The organism is Ruania alba, assembly GCF_900105765.1.
GTDB lineage: Bacteria > Actinomycetota > Actinomycetes > Actinomycetales > Beutenbergiaceae > Ruania > Ruania alba.
In genome coordinates this window covers 669,635-687,910 of the sequence record NZ_FNTX01000001.1, presented here as the reverse complement: position 1 = coordinate 687,910, position 18,276 = coordinate 669,635, and the positions used below count along the sequence as shown (strand labels likewise).

Genomic DNA, 18,276 nt, shown 5'->3' with positions numbered 1-18,276 from the left:
GGCCGCTGACCAGCGATCAGCCCCGCCAGCGGACGCTTCGCGACCGAGAGGCCACTGTGACCGCTACCCCGCACCGACGCCGACGTCGGCTGACCTCCTCCCTCACCTTCACCGCCCTGCTGGCCGGAACCGCCATCAGCGGCACCGCCGGTGCCGCCTACGCCGCCGGGGCCTACGACGTCCCGCACACCGACTACGAGCTGGTCGCCGTCTCCAGCGAGTCCGACCCCTACCCCGCGCCGCCCGCGATCGACGGGACCGCGCTGGCGGCCTTCGACGGCGACTTCCAGTCCCAGTGGACCTCCCGGTACGCCGACGAGGCCCCGTACCCGCACTGGATCAGCCTCGACCTCGGGCAGACGCTGCCCCTGACCGCCGCCGACTACGCAGTCAAGCCCGGCCAGAACGGTGCGGCCGGTGAGGTCGCCGTCTACGTCACCAACAGCGCGACCGTCGCCGCTGAGGAAGACCCGACGGCGTGGGGTGAGCCGGTGGGGACGGCCACCCTGGATGCCCCCGAGACCGCCGAGACCCGGCAGCGCGTCGACTTCGACACCCCCGTCGAGGGGCGCTACCTCCGCTTCCAGCTGAACAGCGGGCTCGTCGAGGACGCTCCGGCCGGCTCGGCCGCCGAGATCATCGCCGTGTCCTCCGAGCCGGTGCCAGAGATCGTGGATCAGCCGGAGATCACCGACTTCGAGACGGTCGAGCTCGTCAACGGCGACCTCACCGCGACCGTGGCGACGGAGTTCCCGCAGGTGGTTGCCTACACCGTGGGCGGTGAGCCGTTCGCCGGGCGCGAGTCACTGCTGGACACCTGGACGGTGAACGGCCAGGACTACTCGGCCAGCACCACCTCCACGGTGGAGGGTGCCACGGCCACCTACACCTCCGCCGTCGAGGACCTCGGCGTGGAGATCACCTCCACGATCACCGTCACCGACGAGGCCACGGTGGCCTTCGCCGTCACGGATGTGACCGGAGACGTGCAGGTGAACACGCTCGGCATCCCCGGCCACAGCCTGCTCTCGGCCACCTCCGCCACCGACGGCGTGGAGCTCGACCGGACCACGATCAGTCCCGACTCGACCCAGAACGCCGACCAGTACCTCCCGATCACGGCCACGACCGCCGTCGACGATGACCCGGTGGGCGCACACACGGCCTTCCTCGTGAACGGACCCGTGGTGGGCGGCGTGGAGACCAACGCGACGGTGGAGGCCCGCAACCAGAACTCCTGGAACCAGCGCCTGCTCACCCAGATCAGCGGCACCGAGGAGCGCACCGCCACCATTGCCTCGAACAGCTGGGTGTATGAGCCCTCGGCCGGGCAGGACCCCGCACCACCCAGTTCGAGCAGCCGCAGGCCACCGTGTACTTCGCCGGTGACCTCAACGGTGACGGTCACGTGACCTGGCACGACGGCGGCATCCGGGCGCGGGACGTGGTGCCGGAGCGGCTGGGCGCCGAGCGTGTGCCCGAGCGCGTGGTGAACCGGATCCCGTTCAACTTCGCCTCGCAGGCCACCAACCCGTTCGAGATGACGCTGGACAACACCATCCGGCTCGCCAACTCCACCGACGAGCTCGGCCAGTGGGTGCTGGAGAAGGGCTTCGGTGCCGAGGGGCACGATTCGGCGAACACCGACTACGGCGGCAACTACAACGAGCGCGCCGGCGGCCTGGCCGAACTGAACGAGCTGGTCGACCTGGGCGCTGACCTGAACGCCGACTTCACCGTGCACGTGAACGCCACCGAGATCTACCCGCAGGCGAACTCCTTCGATCCCGCCATCCTGCAGACCTCCACCAACCCCAGTGTGGGACCGCACCCGTACGGCTGGAACTGGCTGGACCAGTCCTACTACATCGACCAGGACGTCGACCTCGGCACCGGGCAGGTGCTGGACCGGTTCGAGCAGCTGAGCGAGGAGGTGCCGAACCTCTCCGGGGTGTACATCGACGTGTACTACTCCTCCGGCTGGGTGGCCGAGGAGCTCGCGGACGAGCTGACCGCCATGGACCTGGAGATCGGGACCGAGTGGAGCGACAAGTTCGTCGGGAACGCCGTGTGGGCCCACTGGCCGAACGACCTCAACTACGGCGGCGCCACCAACAAGGGCATCAACTCCACGATGGTGCGCTTCATCCACAACAGCGACGCCGACATCTGGAACGCGGACCCGGTGCTGGGCAACCAGCGCCTGGTCGACGCCGAGGGATGGACCGGCAACCGGGACTGGAACACCTTCTACGAGGCGATCTGGACCACGAGCCTGCCCACGAAGTTCGTGCAGCACTTCGACCTGCTCACCTGGGAGCCGGGCACCTCGGCCAGCCTCACCGGTGACGTCGCGATCACGATGGACAGTGAGGAGCGAGTGATCACGCTCGGAGGCGCCGAGGTACTCCGCGGTGATGACTACCTGCTCCCCTGGCAGTCCCTGGCCACCAACGAGGAGACCGGCTCCCCGCTGAGCGCCGACAAGATGTACTTCTTCACCCTCGACGGCGGGGACCGCACCTTCGACCTCACCGAGCGGTTCGCCGAGGTGTCCAGCTTCGACGTGTACCAGCTCACCGACACCGGCCGCGTGCACACCGGCACGGTCACCCCCGACGGCGGAACGCTCACCCTCACCGGGGACGCCGCCACGCCGTACGTGGTGGTGCCCGCCGGGGACCAGCCGCTGAACGATCCGCTCCCCTACGGTGCCGCCTCGGAGCTGGCCGACCCCGGGTTTAACTCCGGATCGCTGGAGCCGTGGAACGCGCGCGGACCGGTGGAGCTGGACGTGAACGCCATCGGCGACAACGTGGCGACCTTCGGTCCGGGCCGCAGCAGCATCTCCCAGCAGGTGACCGGCCTGGAGCCCGGGCAGCAGTACACCTTCTCCGCGCACGTGGAGATCGCCCACGACGCTCTGCGTCCGGTGACCGTGGGGGTGACCTCCGACGGCGAGGAGGTCGAGAACACTTTCGACCTCACCCCGGCGCAGAACAAGGTGCAGGCCGACGCCAAGCGGGAGACCTACTCCCAGCGTGCGTCCGTCTCCTTCACCGCACCGGACTCGGGTGAGGTGACGGTGCAGATCGCAGCCGAGCCCGGCCGTTCCGAGGTGACCGTGGACGCCGCCCGGGTGTTCGTCGACACCACCACGGACGCTCCGGCGGATCTGGTCGCCCACGAGGACTTCGAGGGCAATCAGCCGGGCTGGGGCCCGTTCTACAAGGGACCGGCGGGCGGGTCGAACGACCCGCGCACCTCCATCTCGGTACGCAACGACCCGTACACGAGCGCCGAGTGGCGCAACACGGTGTACCCGCACCACGAGACTGGACCGCAACCGGGCATGGCGATCGATACGGTGCTGGACGGCGACCACTCGCTCTCCGTGCACAACGACAAGGTCGGGCTGCTGATGCGGACGGCACCGAGCAGCGTGTCGTTCGAGGAAGGGCACCGGTACCGGGTGGAGCTGGACTACCAGACCAACGGTGACGGCGCGTTCCGGTGGGTCGTCGGTGGTGACGAGATCGCCGACGGTGCGCTCAGCTCCATCACTGTCGACACCGTGCCGATCCCGCAGAGCCTGCAGACCAGCACCTTCTCGCACGAGTTCACCGGAGGCTGCGGGCAGGCGTGGGTGGGTCTGGAGCGCCTCCCGGGTAACGCCGCAGACCTGGTGCTGGACAACGTGCGGATCACCGACCTCGGCGAGGACCCGGCCGGCGCCACCTGCGCCACGCTGGAGACGCCAGACCAGGTGACGCTGAACCCGGCGACAGCGAACGTCGTCACCACCACGTTCACCAACACCGAGGACGAGACGGTGACGAACGTGGGCGCCATGCTCGACACCCCGGAGGGGTGGCTGGTGCAGGTGGCCGAGGGCTCGACGAACCTGGTCGAGACGCTCGAGCCCGACGAGTCGATGAGCACCAACTGGGTGCTCACCCCGCCGGCGGAGGCCGCCGGGACCACGGAGGCCCTGCAGGTGCAGGCGCAGTACCTGCACGGGTGCACGAAGACCGTCACCGCCGACCTCACGGCCAACACGGCCACCCGCAGCCGGATCCCCAGCGAGGCGATCACCGTGACCGCCAGCAGCGAGGAGACGAACGTCTCACCCACCCGTGGCCCCGCGGTGAACATGCTCGACGGTGATCCAAGCAGCATCTGGCACAGCCGGTGGACCAGCGACGCCACCAGCTACCCGCACGTGCTCACCTTCGATCTGGGCACCGAACAGGCACTGGACGGGATCTCCTACCTGCGCCGGCCGGCCAACCAGAACGGTCCGATCAAGGACTACCTGGTGGAGGTCTCCTCCGACGGCGAGACGTGGACGCAGGTGGCCGAGGGCGCCTGGGAGAACACCGACCAGTACCAGGACGTCGACTTCGACGAGGTCACCACCCGGTACGTGCGGGTGACGGCGCTGAGCTCGATCTCGGGCACCCAGTTCGCCGCCGTGGCCGAGATGGTCTTCTACGGCGACCCGGGTGCTGCGCCGGCCGCGCACGACCCGCAGCCGCTGCCGGAGGACGACTATTCCGCGTGCACCGCTCCGCCTGCGGTGGAGGTCGAGCCAGGTCGGGCGCGTGCCGGGGCTGAGGTGTCGGTCACGCTCACCGGGTTCCCGGCTGAGTCCGAGGTGACGCTGGCCCTGGATGAGGAGACCGTGGGCACCGCGGTCACCGATGCCGAGGGAAGTGCCGTGGCCACGGTGACGGTGCCGGCGGAGACCGAGCCTGGGCCGCGTGCCCTGGTCGCCGCTGAATCGGGCGGCGGCGCGTCGGCATCGACCGAGCTGCTGGTGATCCCCCGGGGCGGCCCGAGCACCGGCTGATGATCAGGCGGCACCGGCAGCGGACGCACGCGCACTCCCCCGGGTGCGCGTGCGTCCGAGCGTTCGCCAACCGACCCCTCGGCGGGGTACAACACAGGGGTGAGTGATACGACTGTCGAGGCCGGTGACGGCTGGTTCGAGCCGGACGAGCTGGCTGCCGTGCGGCGCCGGCTGCCGATCCTGTACGTGGATGTGGTGCCGGTGCGGGTGGACCCGGACGGCGTGATCCAGCGAGTCGGGATGTTGCTGCGCACCCCGCGCGACGGCGGCATCTCCCGCGCGCTGGTCTCCGGGCGGGTGATGTTCCACGAGTTGATCCGGGACGCGCTGGCCCGCCACATCGACAAGGACCTGGGGCCGATGGCGCTGCCCCGCATCCCGGTGACGCTCACCCCGTTCACGGTGGCCGAGTACTTCCCCACGCCGGGCATCACCGCCTACCACGACGCACGCCAGCACGCCGTCTCGCTCGCCTACATCGTGCCGATCGACGGCGACTGCCAGCCGCAGCAGGACGCCCTCGACATCGGCTGGTTCACCCCCGAGGAATCCGTCTCCCCGATGGTGCAGGCGGACATGGTGGACGGTCACGGGGCCCTGGTCCGCACCGCCCTGGCCACGGTGGGGCGGCTGGTCTGAGCGAGAGCCCGACGGCGCAGCCCGCCACGGTCACCGCGGCAGGTTTCTGGCCCCAGCACTGGACATCTGCTTCTGCAGCACGGGACCGGCGGCATCCGGGCGGCCGGTGCGGCGGATGTGCTCCGGCCAGGCCAGCGGCACGCCGAGCCGATCGGAGAGCACCTCTTGGAACGCGCGGAGCTCGGCGGGGTCCTGGCGCACCTCGGCCGGGGTGAGCCCGGCGTTCAGGCTGTAGGCGGCGACCGCGCCGGCCGCCTCGCCGATCGACCACTCCACCGGGTGCAGCCGGTAGGCACCATTGGTGATGTGGGTGGTGCCGATGTTCTTGTTGGCCGCGAGCAGGTTCTCAGCCTGCGCCGGAATCAGTGCGCCGAGCGGGATCTGGAACGGGAACGAGGCGATGTCCACGTAGGTGCGCCCGGACGTCGACGGGTGCAGGTCGATCCGGTAGAAACCGATACCGACCGTATCCTCGAACACCTCCGAGCCGGCACCCTCACCCCGCATCTGACACCCGATATGCGCCTCCGTCACCGTGAACAGGGCCTTGATCCGGCGGGACTCACGGATGTAGGGCTCACGGGCCAGCCCGTCGCTAGTGCCGAGGACGTCACCGCGTAGCTTCAGTCCCGGATAGCCCCGGCCACCGTCCGGCCGTGGCGCCTCGGTCTGCATCCAATACACGAACGAGAGCGTCAGTTCGCGGGCACTGCGGAGCGCCTCCTGCCGAGTCTCTTCGGATACCCCGAGCAGCGGGAGTTCCCAGTAGTCGGTGTGCGGCCAGTTCACCAGCGAGATGTCGCCACCGGTGTAGGACGACTGCAGCTGGCGCGCCGCGAGGATGCGTCGGTAGTGCCACAGGTCGCGATGCTCACTGTGCACTGCCTGCTCCGGACTACCCTCGAAGAGAGGCCGGTATCGGTCCTCCAGGGTGATCGGGTGGACGTCGGTCCACGAGAGTTGAGAGCCTGGCCACCGCGGGTCGACGGTGTCGCGCCAGTAGGCGTAGTCCGTCGGCTTCTCGATCACATGGTCCTCGCCGGCCCGATACTCCACGGCCGCACACCAGGTGATGGCTTGCTGGTCATACCGGTCGGCACGCTCCGGGGCATGCAGTTCACCGGTCTGCGCGCGCGACTCCGCCCCGATCACGTGCGGGATATCGGCGAGCTCAAGCAGGTCACCGAGCTCGGTCGCGTCGAGGACCATCTGGCCCTCCACCCGGTGCCGCTCCCCCGTGCCGCGATCGCAGAGCGTCACCGAACGCACCCGGTCCCCCACCCGTTCGGCGGCCACCGGTTCGTGTTCGAGCAGGAGGGTGAGCCGACCATCGGCGACCTCCGGGGCGAGCATCTCGGCCAGGACGGTCGCGGAGACCCTTGGTTCGTGACACAGCGCGGAGACGAAACCAGCGCCGGGATTGAGCCGCTCATCCGCTCGTGCCCGGTCCGTCAACGGGTAGTGCCTGCGGTAGTGCTCGCGGATGCGCGTGCGCAGCTGGGCGTAGCTCGCCGAGACGAAGTCGCTTTCGATCCATGGGTGTTCGTCCGGCGGGACGGCCTGGGTGGTCATCTGGCCGCCGAGCCAGTCACCGGCATCAGTCAGGATGACTGTTCGCCCGAGCGTCACAGCTGCGCGGGCGGCGGCCACACCGCCCAGCCCGGCACCGATGATCACTATGTCTGCGCTATATGGCACGTGCGCGTGCTCCTCGTGAGTAGTTGGTGCAGCAGGTCAGGTCACGACCTCTTATCCCTTGATGCCGCCTTCGGAGAGGCCGGCGATGAAGCCTCGCTGGTTGACGAGGAAGACGGCGAGGACTGGGAGGGTGACCAGGATGGTTGCGGCCATCAGTGCGCCGTAGCGCACATTCCCAGTCGCCGCGAAGGTGGTGATGGCCAGCTGGACTGTGGTGCTGCGCTCGGAAGCAGAGACCACCAGTGGCCAGAGGAAGTCGTCCCACACTCCGGTGAAGGAGAACACCGCGACCAGGGCGAGCAGCGGTTTGGCCATCGGGAGGTAGATCCGGACGAAGGTCCGCAGCTCACTGGCCCCATCGATCCGTGCGGCCTCGGCGAAATCTCGGTCCATACCGGCGAAGTACTGCCGGGACAAGAAGATATTCATCGTGCCCACCAGGTAGGGCAGCATCAGGCCTCCGACCGAGTCCAGAAGACCGCTCCCGCCGTCACCGAAGATGTCGTTACCTCCGGCCAACGGAAAGTGCCGGGCCATCAGGAACAGCGGAATGAGCGTGACCGAGACCGGGATCGCCACAGTCGAGAGCAACACGTAGAACAGGGGCTTGCTGCCGCGGAACGGCAGGTGAGCGAAGGCATACCCAGCGATCACCGGCACGGTGCAGTTCGTCGCGACAGCGATCACGGTGACGATCGTGGAGTTGGCAAAGGCGGTGTCCAGGTTGGCGGCCTGGACCGCAATCGTGAAGTTCTCGATAGTGGACTGCTCCGGGATGAAGCCCACCGGCTGCCCCTCCGGGGTGAACGCCAGGCTGAGCATCCACCAGAACGGCAACAGCACCAGCGCGGTCACCAGGGCCAGGACAGCAATCCGGATACCGCTGCGGTGTCGACGTGTGATCGCCATGTCAGTCCCGCCTTCCTCGACCGGCTCGCAGAGCCACGATCGTCAGCCCTGCGATGAACGCGAACAGCACGAACGCCATCGCCGAGGCGCTGCCCATCTGGTTGTACTGAAACGCTTCGGTGTAGATCAGGTAGTTGACCGTGGTGGTGGATCCATACGGACCTCCCTGGGTCAGCACGAAGATCTCGGCGAACCCTTGGGCCAGGTAGATGATGTCCATCACGATCACGTAGGTGAGCATCGGGCGGATACCCGGCAAGGTCACCGCGCGGAACTGCTGCCACGCGTTCGCACCGTCGACGCGGGCAGCCTCATACAGGTCCTTCGGCACTGTCTGCAGCCCGGCCAGCAGGAGCACCATGTTGCTGCCCAGGGCCTTCCAGACGCGCATCGCCGAGACCGCATTCAGGGCGCCACCCTCGGTGGTCAGCCACCGCTGCCCGGACTGCCCGAACACCTCCAGCACCTGGTTGACGAGCCCCTGGTCGGAGTACATCCACAACCAGACCATGCTCACTGCGGTGAGAGAGACCACGTGCGGCACGTACAGGCCTGTCCGGAACAACCCCACACCCCGGAAGGCCCGATTGGACAGCATCGCCAGACCGAGCGCGATCACGACCGTGACCGGCAGCACCTGCAGCACGTACCGACCGGTCACCAGCATCGCCTGGCCGAACTCGGGATCACGCACGATGGCGGCGTAGTTGTCCCACCCGACGAAACTCGGCCCGTCCCTGCTGATCGGACTATAGGAGTTGAAGCTCAGCACCAGTCCATAGACCACCGGCCCGAGCTGAAAAATCGCCACGTACAGAGCCGCCGGCAGCACGAACAACAGCCCCATCCGTGCCTGCGGGCTGCGCAGCCGACTCTTGCGCCCCCGAGCCGGCGGTGCGCCGGCCGGAGCTTCCGGCCGGCGCACGGTGGGATCAAGAACCCGAGGCAAGGAACTGCTCCACCTCGCTGTTTGCCTGCTCGAGCGCCTCAGCGGGCTCAACCTCGCCGTGCAGCGCACGCTCCAGGTGCTGCCCCATCGCATCCCGCATCTGCGTCCACGCTGGCACGTTCGGGTTCGGATGGGTACTCGGCAGGGCCTCGACCGCACGCTGCAACTCCGTGTTGGCGGAGATGTACTCGGACTCGATCGACGACGCATGCACCGGCAGCGCGCCGAGCGCCTCCGCGTACTCGAGGTTGGTCTCCGGGCTGATCATTTCGGCGATGAAGTCCCAGGCCAGGTCCGGCACGTCGCTATCGGCATTGATCATCAGCCCGTTCGCGGGTCCGCCGAACGCACCGGGCTCGTTGCCCTCGAACGCCGGGGGCATCATCAGCCGCAGGTCACGATCGGGGCCTGCTTCCTGAAGCTTGACGATGTCACCGGCGGAGATGAGCTGCATGGCGGCGGCTCCCGTCACCACCGGGACCTCAGCAGGCTGTCCGGGAAGCTGTGCGCCGAGGGTGTTGTCCACGGCGTTCTCACCCTGATAGAGGCTCGCGTAGAACTCCAGAGCCTCGACCCCCTCCGGAGAGTTCATCGTGGCTGCGGTGTTGTCCTCGTTGAGGAACTCCCCACTGTTGGACCACAGGAACGTGCCGAAGCTCTGCTGTACCCCGATGGGGTCGCTCGGCACAATCAAGCCGGCTCGGCTGATCTCGTCGCCGTTGCGTTCGGTGAGTTGTTCGGCGACCGCACGGACCTCCGCCCAGGTCTCCGGTGGCGCGTCCGGGTCCAGGCCAGCCGCTTCGAAGTCGGCCCCGCTGTACGCGATCATTCGGATGGTCATGATGAGTGGGGTCATGTAGGGCGTGCCATCGACCTCCCCGCCGGGGAGGGCGGCCGCCATGTCCTCACGTTCGCCGGGGTCCATCTCGTCCAGGTACGGACCGAGGTCCAGCACCCGTTCGTTCGCGGCAAGGTCCGCGGTGGCGGCCACGCCGTGGCCGATCACATCCGGTGCGGTTCCGGCGGCGAACGCCGCATTGAGCTTCGGCCCGAGGTCACCCCAGTCAACGAAGGTCACCTCGACGTCGACGTCTGACTCCTCCTCGAAGGCTGGCACGATGGTCTCGTTCACCAGTGCCATCTCGGCCTCGCTGTTGCCGGGGAACCAGACGACCAACTGATCTCCACTCGCCTCCGAGCCTCCGCCGGAGCCGCAGGCCGCCAGGGACGCCACCAGTGCTCCGGTCGCCAGCGCGACGGGCACTCTTCGAACGTGTTTCATCGTCGAATCCTCTTCTGATCACATTGAGTTCACCGCCGGACCGTCATCGGACCGGCGGACTTGCTACGTCAACGGCAGCAGCGTCGACCCTGCGACAAACTCGCAGGGCAGCCGTTCGTGGACCGTGCGCTCATGCAGACCGGCGAGAGACTCCAGGAGCAGGTCAACGGCCCGCATCCCCATCTCCCGCCGGGGGACGTGCAGGTGTGTCCATGGGTGGGAGGCGACCGCAGGATCGATCATCGAGTCGAGGCCGACGATCGAGATCTGCCCGGGCACGTCCAGGCCCGCCCGGTCGCACAGCGCACCGATCACCTCGAGCTGCGCCGTGCTCTCCACCAGCAGTGCGGTGGCGCCGCTGTCGACCAGACCACGCAGCCAGACCTCGTCGATCGTCTTCGTCGCAAGCTGCGCGTCGTGGACCACGTCGAGACCGGTCTCCGCGACTGCCTCCTGGAAGCCCCGGCGACGCTCGACACGTGGTTCGACCCGGTCGTCCAGGCCGAGATAGGCGACCTTCCGGTGCCCGAGCTCGAAGACGTGCCGAGTCACGTCACGCACACCCTCGACATAGGCGGCCGTCACGTACGGGCCGAGGGCGGCCGGCTTCTCCCGGCGCCCGATGAAGACGAACGGAAAGCCCTCCTCGGCCAGTCGAACGAGCTCCTCATCGTGCTGGTGGAAGCCGATGATCAGGGCGCCATCGGCGATCCGGAGCCGATTCCTCCCTTCGTCGAAAATGCTTGCCGGGCCCTTCTGCTGGTGCATCGAGGTGAACAGCACGAGATCGTGACCGGCGCGGATCGAGCCCTGTTCAATCCCGACCAGGATCTCCTCGTAGTACGACTCCCGGCTCGTCGGGAAAAGCGGCTCGTAGGCGTGCACCCCGATCAGCCGGTTACGTCCGCCGCGCAGGGCGCGCGCAGTGACATTCGGGACGTACCCGAGCTCACGGGCAGCGGACATGATCCGCTCCTCGGTCTCACTGTTGATGCCGTACTCCACGGTCTTGCCGTTCAGAGTCAGGGACACCGTGGTCTGAGAGACGCCCGCCATCTTGGCGATATCACTCTGCCGGGGTCGAAGCGCCATCGGCTCCTCCAATTCGGATTAGACGGGACGTTAGCAACCTCTCACGATCGGAGTCAACAACTTTTGTCGTTAACCCATCGTTCGCTTACTAATTTGAATTAGAGTCTTGACCTGCCGATCCGAGCGCCGACATGCTCGTCGTCACAGGCGTCGGTTATCGACGGTCGGCGCACGATCTGGGGAGTGAGATGTCACAGCGGAGACAGACCAGCCGACGACGTTTTCTCGGGTACACCGCAACGAGCACGGCCGCAATGTTGCTGGGCACTGGCGCCTGGGACAGCGCAGCCGCCGCACCGCACACAGTTGGCGGTTATCCGTTCACCCTGGGTGTGGCCTCAGGAGATCCGCAACCGGACGGCGTGGTGCTGTGGACCCGACTTGCACCAGAGCCACTCGCCCCAGACGGGCGGGGCGGCATGCCAGAGCGGGTGGTTCCGGTCCGCTACGAGGTGGCCGCTGACGAACAGTTCCGGCGCATAGTCCGCCGAGGCGTCGCGCACGCGACCCCACGATTGGGGCATTCGGTCCATCCGGAGATCCACGGGCTCGAGCCCGGACGCGAGTATTGGTACCGCTTCTTCGTCGCCAACCACGCCTCCCCGGTAGGGCGGACCAAAACCGCTCCACCACCCGGGTCGACGCCGTCGCTGCTCAAGTTCGGGTTCGGTTCGTGCCAGAGCTACGAGGCCGGGCACTACACCACCCTGAAGCACCTGGCCGAGGAGGACCTCGACCTGTTCGTGCACCTCGGTGACTACATCTACGAGGAGTCCTACGTAGAGAACCCCGTCTTTCATCACAATGGCGAGCCGCTCTATGACTATCTGTTGACCGAGTGCTTCGACCTGCCGCGCTACCGGCTCCAGTACGCGCTGTACAAGATGGACGAACACCTGCAGGCCGCACACGCCCAGTTCCCTTGGGTACACACCTTCGACGACCACGAGGTCGAGAACAACTGGTGGGCTGACAACTCGCAGCGGGACAACGAACCCGACCAGGATCCAGTGATCTTCCGCCAGCGCAAGGCTGCCGCCTTCCAAGCGATGTACGAGAACCTGCCGCTCCGCCAGGCGCAGATGCCCAACGACGCCGACATCCGCATCCACCGCAAACTCCAGTACGGCACACTGGCGGAGTTCACGATGCTGGACACGCGCCAGTACCGCACATCCAGATCGTCGCGCACCGACCCGAATTCGACGATGCTCGGTGGACGTCAGCGCGACTGGTTGATCGACAGCCTCACCGCCGGCGATGCCCAGTGGAAGATCATCGGGAACCAGGTACCGATGGTGCAGGTGGACCGCGACCCTGACGAGGAGGTCGAGCAGTTCTTCATGGATGGCTGGGACGCCTACGTCGCCGAGCGTGACAACGTGCTCAGCGCAGCCCACGAACATGACGCAGAGAACATCGTCGTCCTGACCGGGGACCGGCACAGCAACTACATCTCCGAGCTGAAGACGAACTATGACGATCCTGATTCGCCGTCGGTCGGGACCGAGATCGTGGGAACGTCGCTGAGCAGTAACAGGGACGGCGCGGACATGCTTCCGGTCGGTGAGGACTACCTCAAGACCAACCCGCACCTGAAGTTCGTCAACTTCCAGCGGGGCTACAGCCGGATCACGGTGACGAGGGACGAGCTGCAGAACGACTTCCGGGTCGTGGAGAAGATCTCCGAACCCGACTACCCGATCTCCACCCGGGCCACGTTCGCCATCGAGGATGGCGTGGTGGGCGCCCACCGTGTCTGAGCGCCCCGACCTCGTTCCCGCACCCCGCCAGTATCGACCGCGGCCCGGACAGCTCACGCTCGAGGGACGGATCGGCCTGAGCACCGACTGCGCCTCCGAGTCGAGCGCCACACTGCTCACCGAGGCCTTGACCCAGGCTGGCGTGCAGGTCCGGAATGTGGAGCGCAGTGAGCGGACCGCGGTCACCCTGCGCATCGATTCCGGCATTTCGGCAAGCCCCGAGGGCTATCACATCGACATCACCACCGAGCGTGCCCTGATCACCGGAGCCTCGGCGGACGGCCTTGCTCGAGCGGTCCAGACCATTCGTCAGCTGCTGCCGGCCGATGCGCTTCGCCGCGCTCCGGTCGGCGGAGCACCGTGGCTGCCCTGCTGCGAAATCGACGACGCGCCCCGGTACGGCTGGCGAGGCGTGCACCTCGATCCGGCCCGGCACTTCATGCCGGTCCCGTTCGTCCTCAGGATGATCGATCTCGCTGCCCTGCATCGCCTGAACGTCGTCCACCTGCATCTCACCGACGACCAGGGCTGGCGACTCGATGTGCCCTCCCGCCCCCTGCTGGCCGAGCATGCATCATGGCGAACGGAGACGGTGATCGGTCGAAGCTCGGACTTCGACGGCACCCCGCACGGTGGCTACTACTCGCGAGCCGATCTCGATGAGATCGTCGAATACGCCCGACGGCGGCACATCACCATCGTCCCCGAGGTTGACCTTCCCGGGCACGTCCAGTCGGTGCTGTCCGCCTACCCCGAGCTCGGCAACACCGGCCATCCGGTGGAGGTACGACGCACCTGGGGCATCTCCGAGAACGTCCTGGCGCCCACCGAGGAGGCACTCGCCTTCGCCAAGGAGGCGCTGGACGTGGTGATCGAGGCATTCCCCGGCCCATGGGTGCACATCGGAGGCGACGAGGTGCCGCGCACCGAGTGGCGGGCCAGCGCGGTCGCAGCCACTCGAGCCAGGGAGCTCGGGCTGCGGACGGTCGACGCACTTCAGAGCTGGTTCCTGCGCGAGCTGCACGCCTACCTGGCAGAACGGGGGCGCCGGGTGGTGGGCTGGGACGAGATCCTCGACGACGGCGGCATGCCCACCGACACCATCGTGATGGCGTGGCGCGGGACGCAGCCGGCCATCGCAGGGCTGACGTCCGGGCATGACGTCGTGATGGCCACCAACACCGTGACCTACCTCGACTATGCCGCCTCCGACGAGGAGGGAGAGCCGATTGCCCAACCGCACACCCTCACGCTCGCGGACATCCTCGACTGGGAACCCGAGCCACCGCAGGCCGCCGACCTGCCAGGCACGGTGCTCGGGGTCCAGGCCCAGCTGTGGAGCGAGTACCTGCCCTCCGCCCGCGAGACCGAGTACGCCGCCTTCCCACGGCTGTGCGCCATCGCCGAGGCCGGCTGGTCGGCGCCCGAGTCCCGACCGGACCTCATGGATCGTCTGCCTGCTCATCTGCGCCGGCTCGACGCGCTGAGCGTCAACTACCGCCCGCTCACCGGACCGCGGCCGTGGCAGCGTGGCGGCACGGGGAGCCGTCGTCGCCCGTAACCACACCATCGCCGGGAAGGCACACAGCTATCCTGCCGTGATGGAAGGTACGGATTTGAACAGCGCGACGTGGATCTTCACCCTGCAGAGCAGCGGTCCAGCAATGACCGCCGTGAATGTGGCCGATGGGCACGGCGCCCTGGCGCGCACCGCGTTGGCGACCGTGGGGTGGTCGGTCTGAGCGAGAGCCCGACGGCGCAGCCCGTCCCGATCGGCGCGGCTCGCCCCGCGTGGTCGGCTGAGGCCGATCTAGTGGCGGTGCTGGTGTTCGTGGTGGCGGGCCGGGGCACGCACCACGAAACTGTGCTGCTGGGTGCGCTCGGCACGGCGTGGCCGTTCCTGGTTGCCCTCGTCCCAGGTTGGGCGCTCGCCCGCGCGTGGCGGGCCCCGGTGTGCCTGTGGCCCACCGGGGTGATCGTGTGGCTGGTGACGGCGGCCGGTGGCCTGGCCCTGCGCGGCCTCACCGGTGGTGGTCTCTCGGGCGCCTTCCCCCTGGTGACCGTGCTCGCCCTGGGCGGACTCATGGTCGGCTGGCGGGCCGCCGTCGTACTCTGGCACCGATTTCGGCGCTAGCGGGTTGCTTGAGTGTCGTGAATCGGCCGAAACGCGACACTCAGCCAACCCTCGTCGGCGAGATCGACCGATATCCACAGGCCAGAGCGGATGATCGCCGCGATGTGGTGCGATCGAGTCATGGCGGATCATCGGGCGATCGCGAATGCGGAAGCGCTCGCCAGACGTCAGGCCGGGATGATCAGCCACGCCCAGGCCAGGGCTGAGGGGGTCACGCTCGCCCAACTGCGCACCCTGGTGCGACAGGGCCGCTGGGTTCGAGGCACCCGTGGCGTCTATCGGACCCCGGTGGACACCCGGCTGGACTCGTGGGACGAGGCCAGGCAGCAGGCGGCATGGATGGGTGTGCTGGCCGTCCCCGGTTCCACGGCGGTCGGCATGGCCGCCCTCGCGCTGCTGCAGCTCCAGGGACTGCCACGACAGATCCCGTCCGAAGTGTGCGTTCCGCACGGGCGGAGCATCACGGGTCCGGCGGGTGTGCTCGTGCGGCGACATCGCAATCCGATCCCGACAGTCCTGATCAACGGGTTCCGCGTCGCCACGGCGCCGGTGGCCATTGCGCTCGCACTGCCAGATCTGGACCGGTGCAACGCGGTCGCCGTGCTCGACTCCGCACTGCACACCGGGCGTTTGACGAAGGCAGGTCAACGCGAGCTCGAGCAGGCGCTGGCCGGCCGACGTGGAGCACACCGCACCAGGCAGCTGATCACGCTGGCCGACCGCCGGGCTGAGTCCCCGCTCGAGACTCGGGCGCGGCTGATCTTCATGGATGCCGGGCTGCCCCCGGCACAACTGCAGGTGCGAGTCCGCAACCGGAACGGCCGGGTGATCGCTCGGGGTGACCTGGGATGGCGGCGGGCGGACGGTTCGTGGGTGATCGTTGAGATGGACGGCCGCGGGGTGCACGGCAGACCCAGTGCGGTCTACGCGGATCGGGGCCGTCAGAACCAGATAGTCCTGAACCGGCAGATCACGATCCTGCGATTCACCGATCGGGACCTCGACGACGGGAACGCCGTCGCGGTCGTCCGGACAGCGATCACCTCGCCGTCGCGGGTTGCTTGAGTGTCGTGAATCGGCCGAAACGCGACACTCAAGCAACCCAGCACGGTGGGTGCGGCGTCGTTACTTGATCGCGCCCATGGACAGCCCACGCACGAGCTGCTTCTGCGCCACCCACCCGGCGATCAGCACCGGGAGCGAGGCCAGCAGGCTCGCCGCGGAGAGACGGGCCAGGAACAGGCCCTCGCTGGTCATCGTGGAGGTGATGAAGATCGGCACGGTTGCCGCCCGGGCCGCCGTCAGGTTCAACGCGAAGAAGAACTCGTTCCAGGCGAAGATCACGCAGATCAGGGCCGTCGCTGCCAGGCCCGGCGCCACCATCGGGATGAGCACCGCGCGCAGCGTGCGCATCAGCCCCGCGCCGTCCATCGATGCTGCCTCGAGCACCTCCCCCGGGATCTCCTGGAAGAACGAGCGCATCATCCACACCGCGATCGGCAGGTTCATCGCCGTGTACAGCACCACCAGGGTCCAGATCGTGTCCAGCACGTGCAGCCGGCCGGCGATCACGTAGATCGGCACGATCACCGCCACCACCGGCAGCATCTTGGTGGACATGAAGAAGAACAGCACGTCCTGGGTCTTCTTCACCGGGCGGATCGCCAGGGCGTAGGAGGCCGGCACCGCCAGGGCGATCACCAGCACGGTGGAAAAGCCCGTGGCGATCAGGGAGTTCGCGAAGTACACCCCGGCCCCACCGTCGATCACGGCCCGGAACTGGTCCAGGGTGGGCGTGAAGAACCAGGTGGGCGGGCTGGAGGCCGCCTGGGCCTCCTGCTTGAACGCCGTCACGGCCATCCAGGCAACCGGGAAAAAGAACGCGATCGCGATCACCCAGGTGAGCACCGTGAGCAGTCCGCCACGCACACCCTCCCCACGGTCGGGGCGAGGTGCTCGTGGTGCACCGGTCGCCGAACTACGGATCTCAGGGGACGTCGTCGTCATCATCAGTCCTTCTGCTCGAAGCTGCGGAAGATCAGGCGCAGGGCAAAGGTGGCCACGATGATCGTGGCGATCACCACCACCACACCCATGGCGGCGGCCTGACCGATGTCGAAGCCGAGGAACGCCCGCTGGTAGATGTAGAACGGCAGGTTCGCGCTCGCCGTCCCGGGACCACCCGCCGTCATCAGGTAGATCTGGTCGAAGGTGTTCACCACGTAGATCGCACCCAGCAGCACACCGAGCTCGATGTAGCGGCGCAGCTGCGGCAAGGTGATGGACACGAACGTCTTGCCCCAGCCGGCGCCATCCATCTGCGCCGCCTCGAGCACATCCTTGGGCTGGGCCTGCAACCCGGCCAGCACCAGCAGCATCATGAACGGCGTCCACTGCCAGACCAGCGCGATCAGGATGCTCAGCACCGGGTAGGTGGAGGTCCAGTCGACCGGGCCGATCCCGATCAGGCCGATCAGCCAGTTCACCATCCCGTAGGTGGGGTTGAGCATCGAGACGCTCCAGATCATCGCCCCGGCCACCGGCATGATCAGGAACGGGGTGATCAGGAGCGTGCGGGCCAGGCCCTGGCCCACGAACTTGCGGTCCAGCAGCAGCGCGAGCCCGATCCCGAGCAGCATGGCCACGACCACGCATCCCAGGGTGAAGATCACGCTGTTCAGGGCGGCCTGGCGGAAGGTGGAGTCCGCGAACAGGTCCGCGTAGTTGGACAGGCCCACGAACCGGTCGCCATCGGGGCGGAGCAGGTTCTCCGAACGCAGTGAGTACCAGATGGTCACCAGGAAGGGCACCTGGGTGACGATGATGGTGAAGATCAGCGCTGGCAGCAACGGTGCCCGACGGCGCCACGCCTCGGCGCGTTCGATCTGCGCAGGTGTCTTCTCATCGGAGCGGCGCTCGGCCTCGCGTCGGTGGTGCTTCTCGACGAGGGTGCTCATC

General features: G+C 67.6%; 15 protein-coding genes. 8 read left to right on the top strand and 7 right to left on the bottom strand.

Annotated features, from left to right (window positions below):
• Positions 1-56 precede the first annotated feature (56 nt).
• From BLU77_RS03135 to BLU77_RS03125, 3 genes are all read left to right on the top strand, one after another.
• Positions 57-1,412 carry a discoidin domain-containing protein gene (locus tag BLU77_RS03135; protein ID WP_089771653.1) on the top strand — a complete coding sequence of 452 codons (1,356 nt, stop codon included), beginning with the start codon at positions 57-59 and terminating at the stop codon, positions 1,410-1,412.
• Entirely contained in the window at positions 1,373-4,852 is a 3,480-nt protein-coding gene (locus BLU77_RS03130) for an endo-alpha-N-acetylgalactosaminidase family protein (protein WP_089771652.1), read from the top strand. Before BLU77_RS03135 ends, BLU77_RS03130 begins: the two co-directional genes overlap by 40 nt.
• Positions 4,853-4,951: 99 nt before the next feature.
• Positions 4,952-5,491 carry a DUF4916 domain-containing protein gene (locus tag BLU77_RS03125; protein WP_089771651.1) on the top strand — a complete coding sequence of 180 codons (540 nt, stop codon included), beginning with the start codon at positions 4,952-4,954 and terminating at the stop codon, positions 5,489-5,491.
• 30 nt (positions 5,492-5,521) lie between these two features.
• On the opposite strand, the gene BLU77_RS03120 is transcribed toward BLU77_RS03125, so the two are convergent.
• From BLU77_RS03120 to BLU77_RS03100, 5 genes are all read right to left on the bottom strand, one after another.
• Positions 5,522-7,189: an FAD-dependent oxidoreductase gene (locus tag BLU77_RS03120; RefSeq protein ID WP_089771650.1), complete on the bottom strand. Its 1,668-nt coding sequence runs from the start codon at positions 7,187-7,189 to the stop codon at positions 5,522-5,524.
• A 51-nt stretch (positions 7,190-7,240) separates the two neighbouring features.
• The gene (locus BLU77_RS03115) at positions 7,241-8,098 is read right to left on the bottom strand and encodes a carbohydrate ABC transporter permease (RefSeq protein ID WP_089771649.1); all 858 of its coding nucleotides are present in this window, start codon (positions 8,096-8,098) and stop codon (positions 7,241-7,243) included.
• A 1-nt stretch (position 8,099) separates the two neighbouring features.
• On the bottom strand, positions 8,100-9,047 hold the full coding sequence (locus BLU77_RS03110) for a carbohydrate ABC transporter permease (protein ID WP_175476925.1): 948 nt from the start codon (positions 9,045-9,047) through the stop codon (positions 8,100-8,102).
• Positions 9,031-10,329, bottom strand: coding sequence for an ABC transporter substrate-binding protein (locus BLU77_RS03105; RefSeq protein ID WP_089771647.1), 1,299 nt, complete (start codon positions 10,327-10,329; stop codon positions 9,031-9,033). Before BLU77_RS03105 ends, BLU77_RS03110 begins: the two co-directional genes overlap by 17 nt.
• 63 nt (positions 10,330-10,392) lie before the next feature.
• Positions 10,393-11,421, bottom strand: coding sequence for a LacI family DNA-binding transcriptional regulator (locus tag BLU77_RS03100; RefSeq protein ID WP_089771646.1), 1,029 nt, complete (start codon positions 11,419-11,421; stop codon positions 10,393-10,395).
• 254 nt (positions 11,422-11,675) lie between these two features.
• Between BLU77_RS03100 and BLU77_RS03095 the strand changes: the two genes are divergently transcribed.
• The 5 genes from BLU77_RS03095 (at position 11,676) to BLU77_RS03075 (ending at position 16,383) form a co-directional block, all read left to right on the top strand.
• Positions 11,676-13,184, top strand: a complete 1,509-nt coding sequence (locus BLU77_RS03095; protein WP_245708646.1) for an alkaline phosphatase D family protein — start codon at positions 11,676-11,678, stop codon at positions 13,182-13,184.
• Positions 13,177-14,745, top strand: coding sequence for a beta-N-acetylhexosaminidase (locus tag BLU77_RS03090; protein WP_245708645.1), 1,569 nt, complete (start codon positions 13,177-13,179; stop codon positions 14,743-14,745). Before BLU77_RS03095 ends, BLU77_RS03090 begins: the two co-directional genes overlap by 8 nt.
• Before the next feature lie 40 nt (positions 14,746-14,785).
• Positions 14,786-14,926, top strand: coding sequence for a hypothetical protein (locus tag BLU77_RS21985; RefSeq protein ID WP_175476924.1), 141 nt, complete (start codon positions 14,786-14,788; stop codon positions 14,924-14,926).
• On the top strand, positions 14,914-15,318 hold the full coding sequence (locus BLU77_RS03080; protein WP_245708644.1) for a DUF3054 domain-containing protein: 405 nt from the start codon (positions 14,914-14,916) through the stop codon (positions 15,316-15,318). The genes BLU77_RS21985 and BLU77_RS03080 overlap by 13 nt, the downstream gene beginning before the upstream one ends.
• Positions 15,319-15,438: 120 nt before the next feature.
• The gene (locus BLU77_RS03075) at positions 15,439-16,383 is read left to right on the top strand and encodes a type IV toxin-antitoxin system AbiEi family antitoxin domain-containing protein (protein ID WP_089771643.1); all 945 of its coding nucleotides are present in this window, start codon (positions 15,439-15,441) and stop codon (positions 16,381-16,383) included.
• 60 nt (positions 16,384-16,443) lie between these two features.
• Here BLU77_RS03075 and BLU77_RS03070 read toward each other — a convergent pair whose 3' ends face one another.
• Positions 16,444-17,328, bottom strand: a complete 885-nt coding sequence (locus tag BLU77_RS03070; RefSeq protein ID WP_217632344.1) for a carbohydrate ABC transporter permease — start codon at positions 17,326-17,328, stop codon at positions 16,444-16,446.
• Positions 17,328-18,275 (bottom strand): carbohydrate ABC transporter permease, encoded by a 948-nt coding sequence (locus tag BLU77_RS03065; protein ID WP_089771641.1) that lies wholly within the window; start codon positions 18,273-18,275, stop codon positions 17,328-17,330. The genes BLU77_RS03070 and BLU77_RS03065 overlap by 1 nt, the downstream gene beginning before the upstream one ends.
• Position 18,276: the final 1 nt, after the last annotated feature.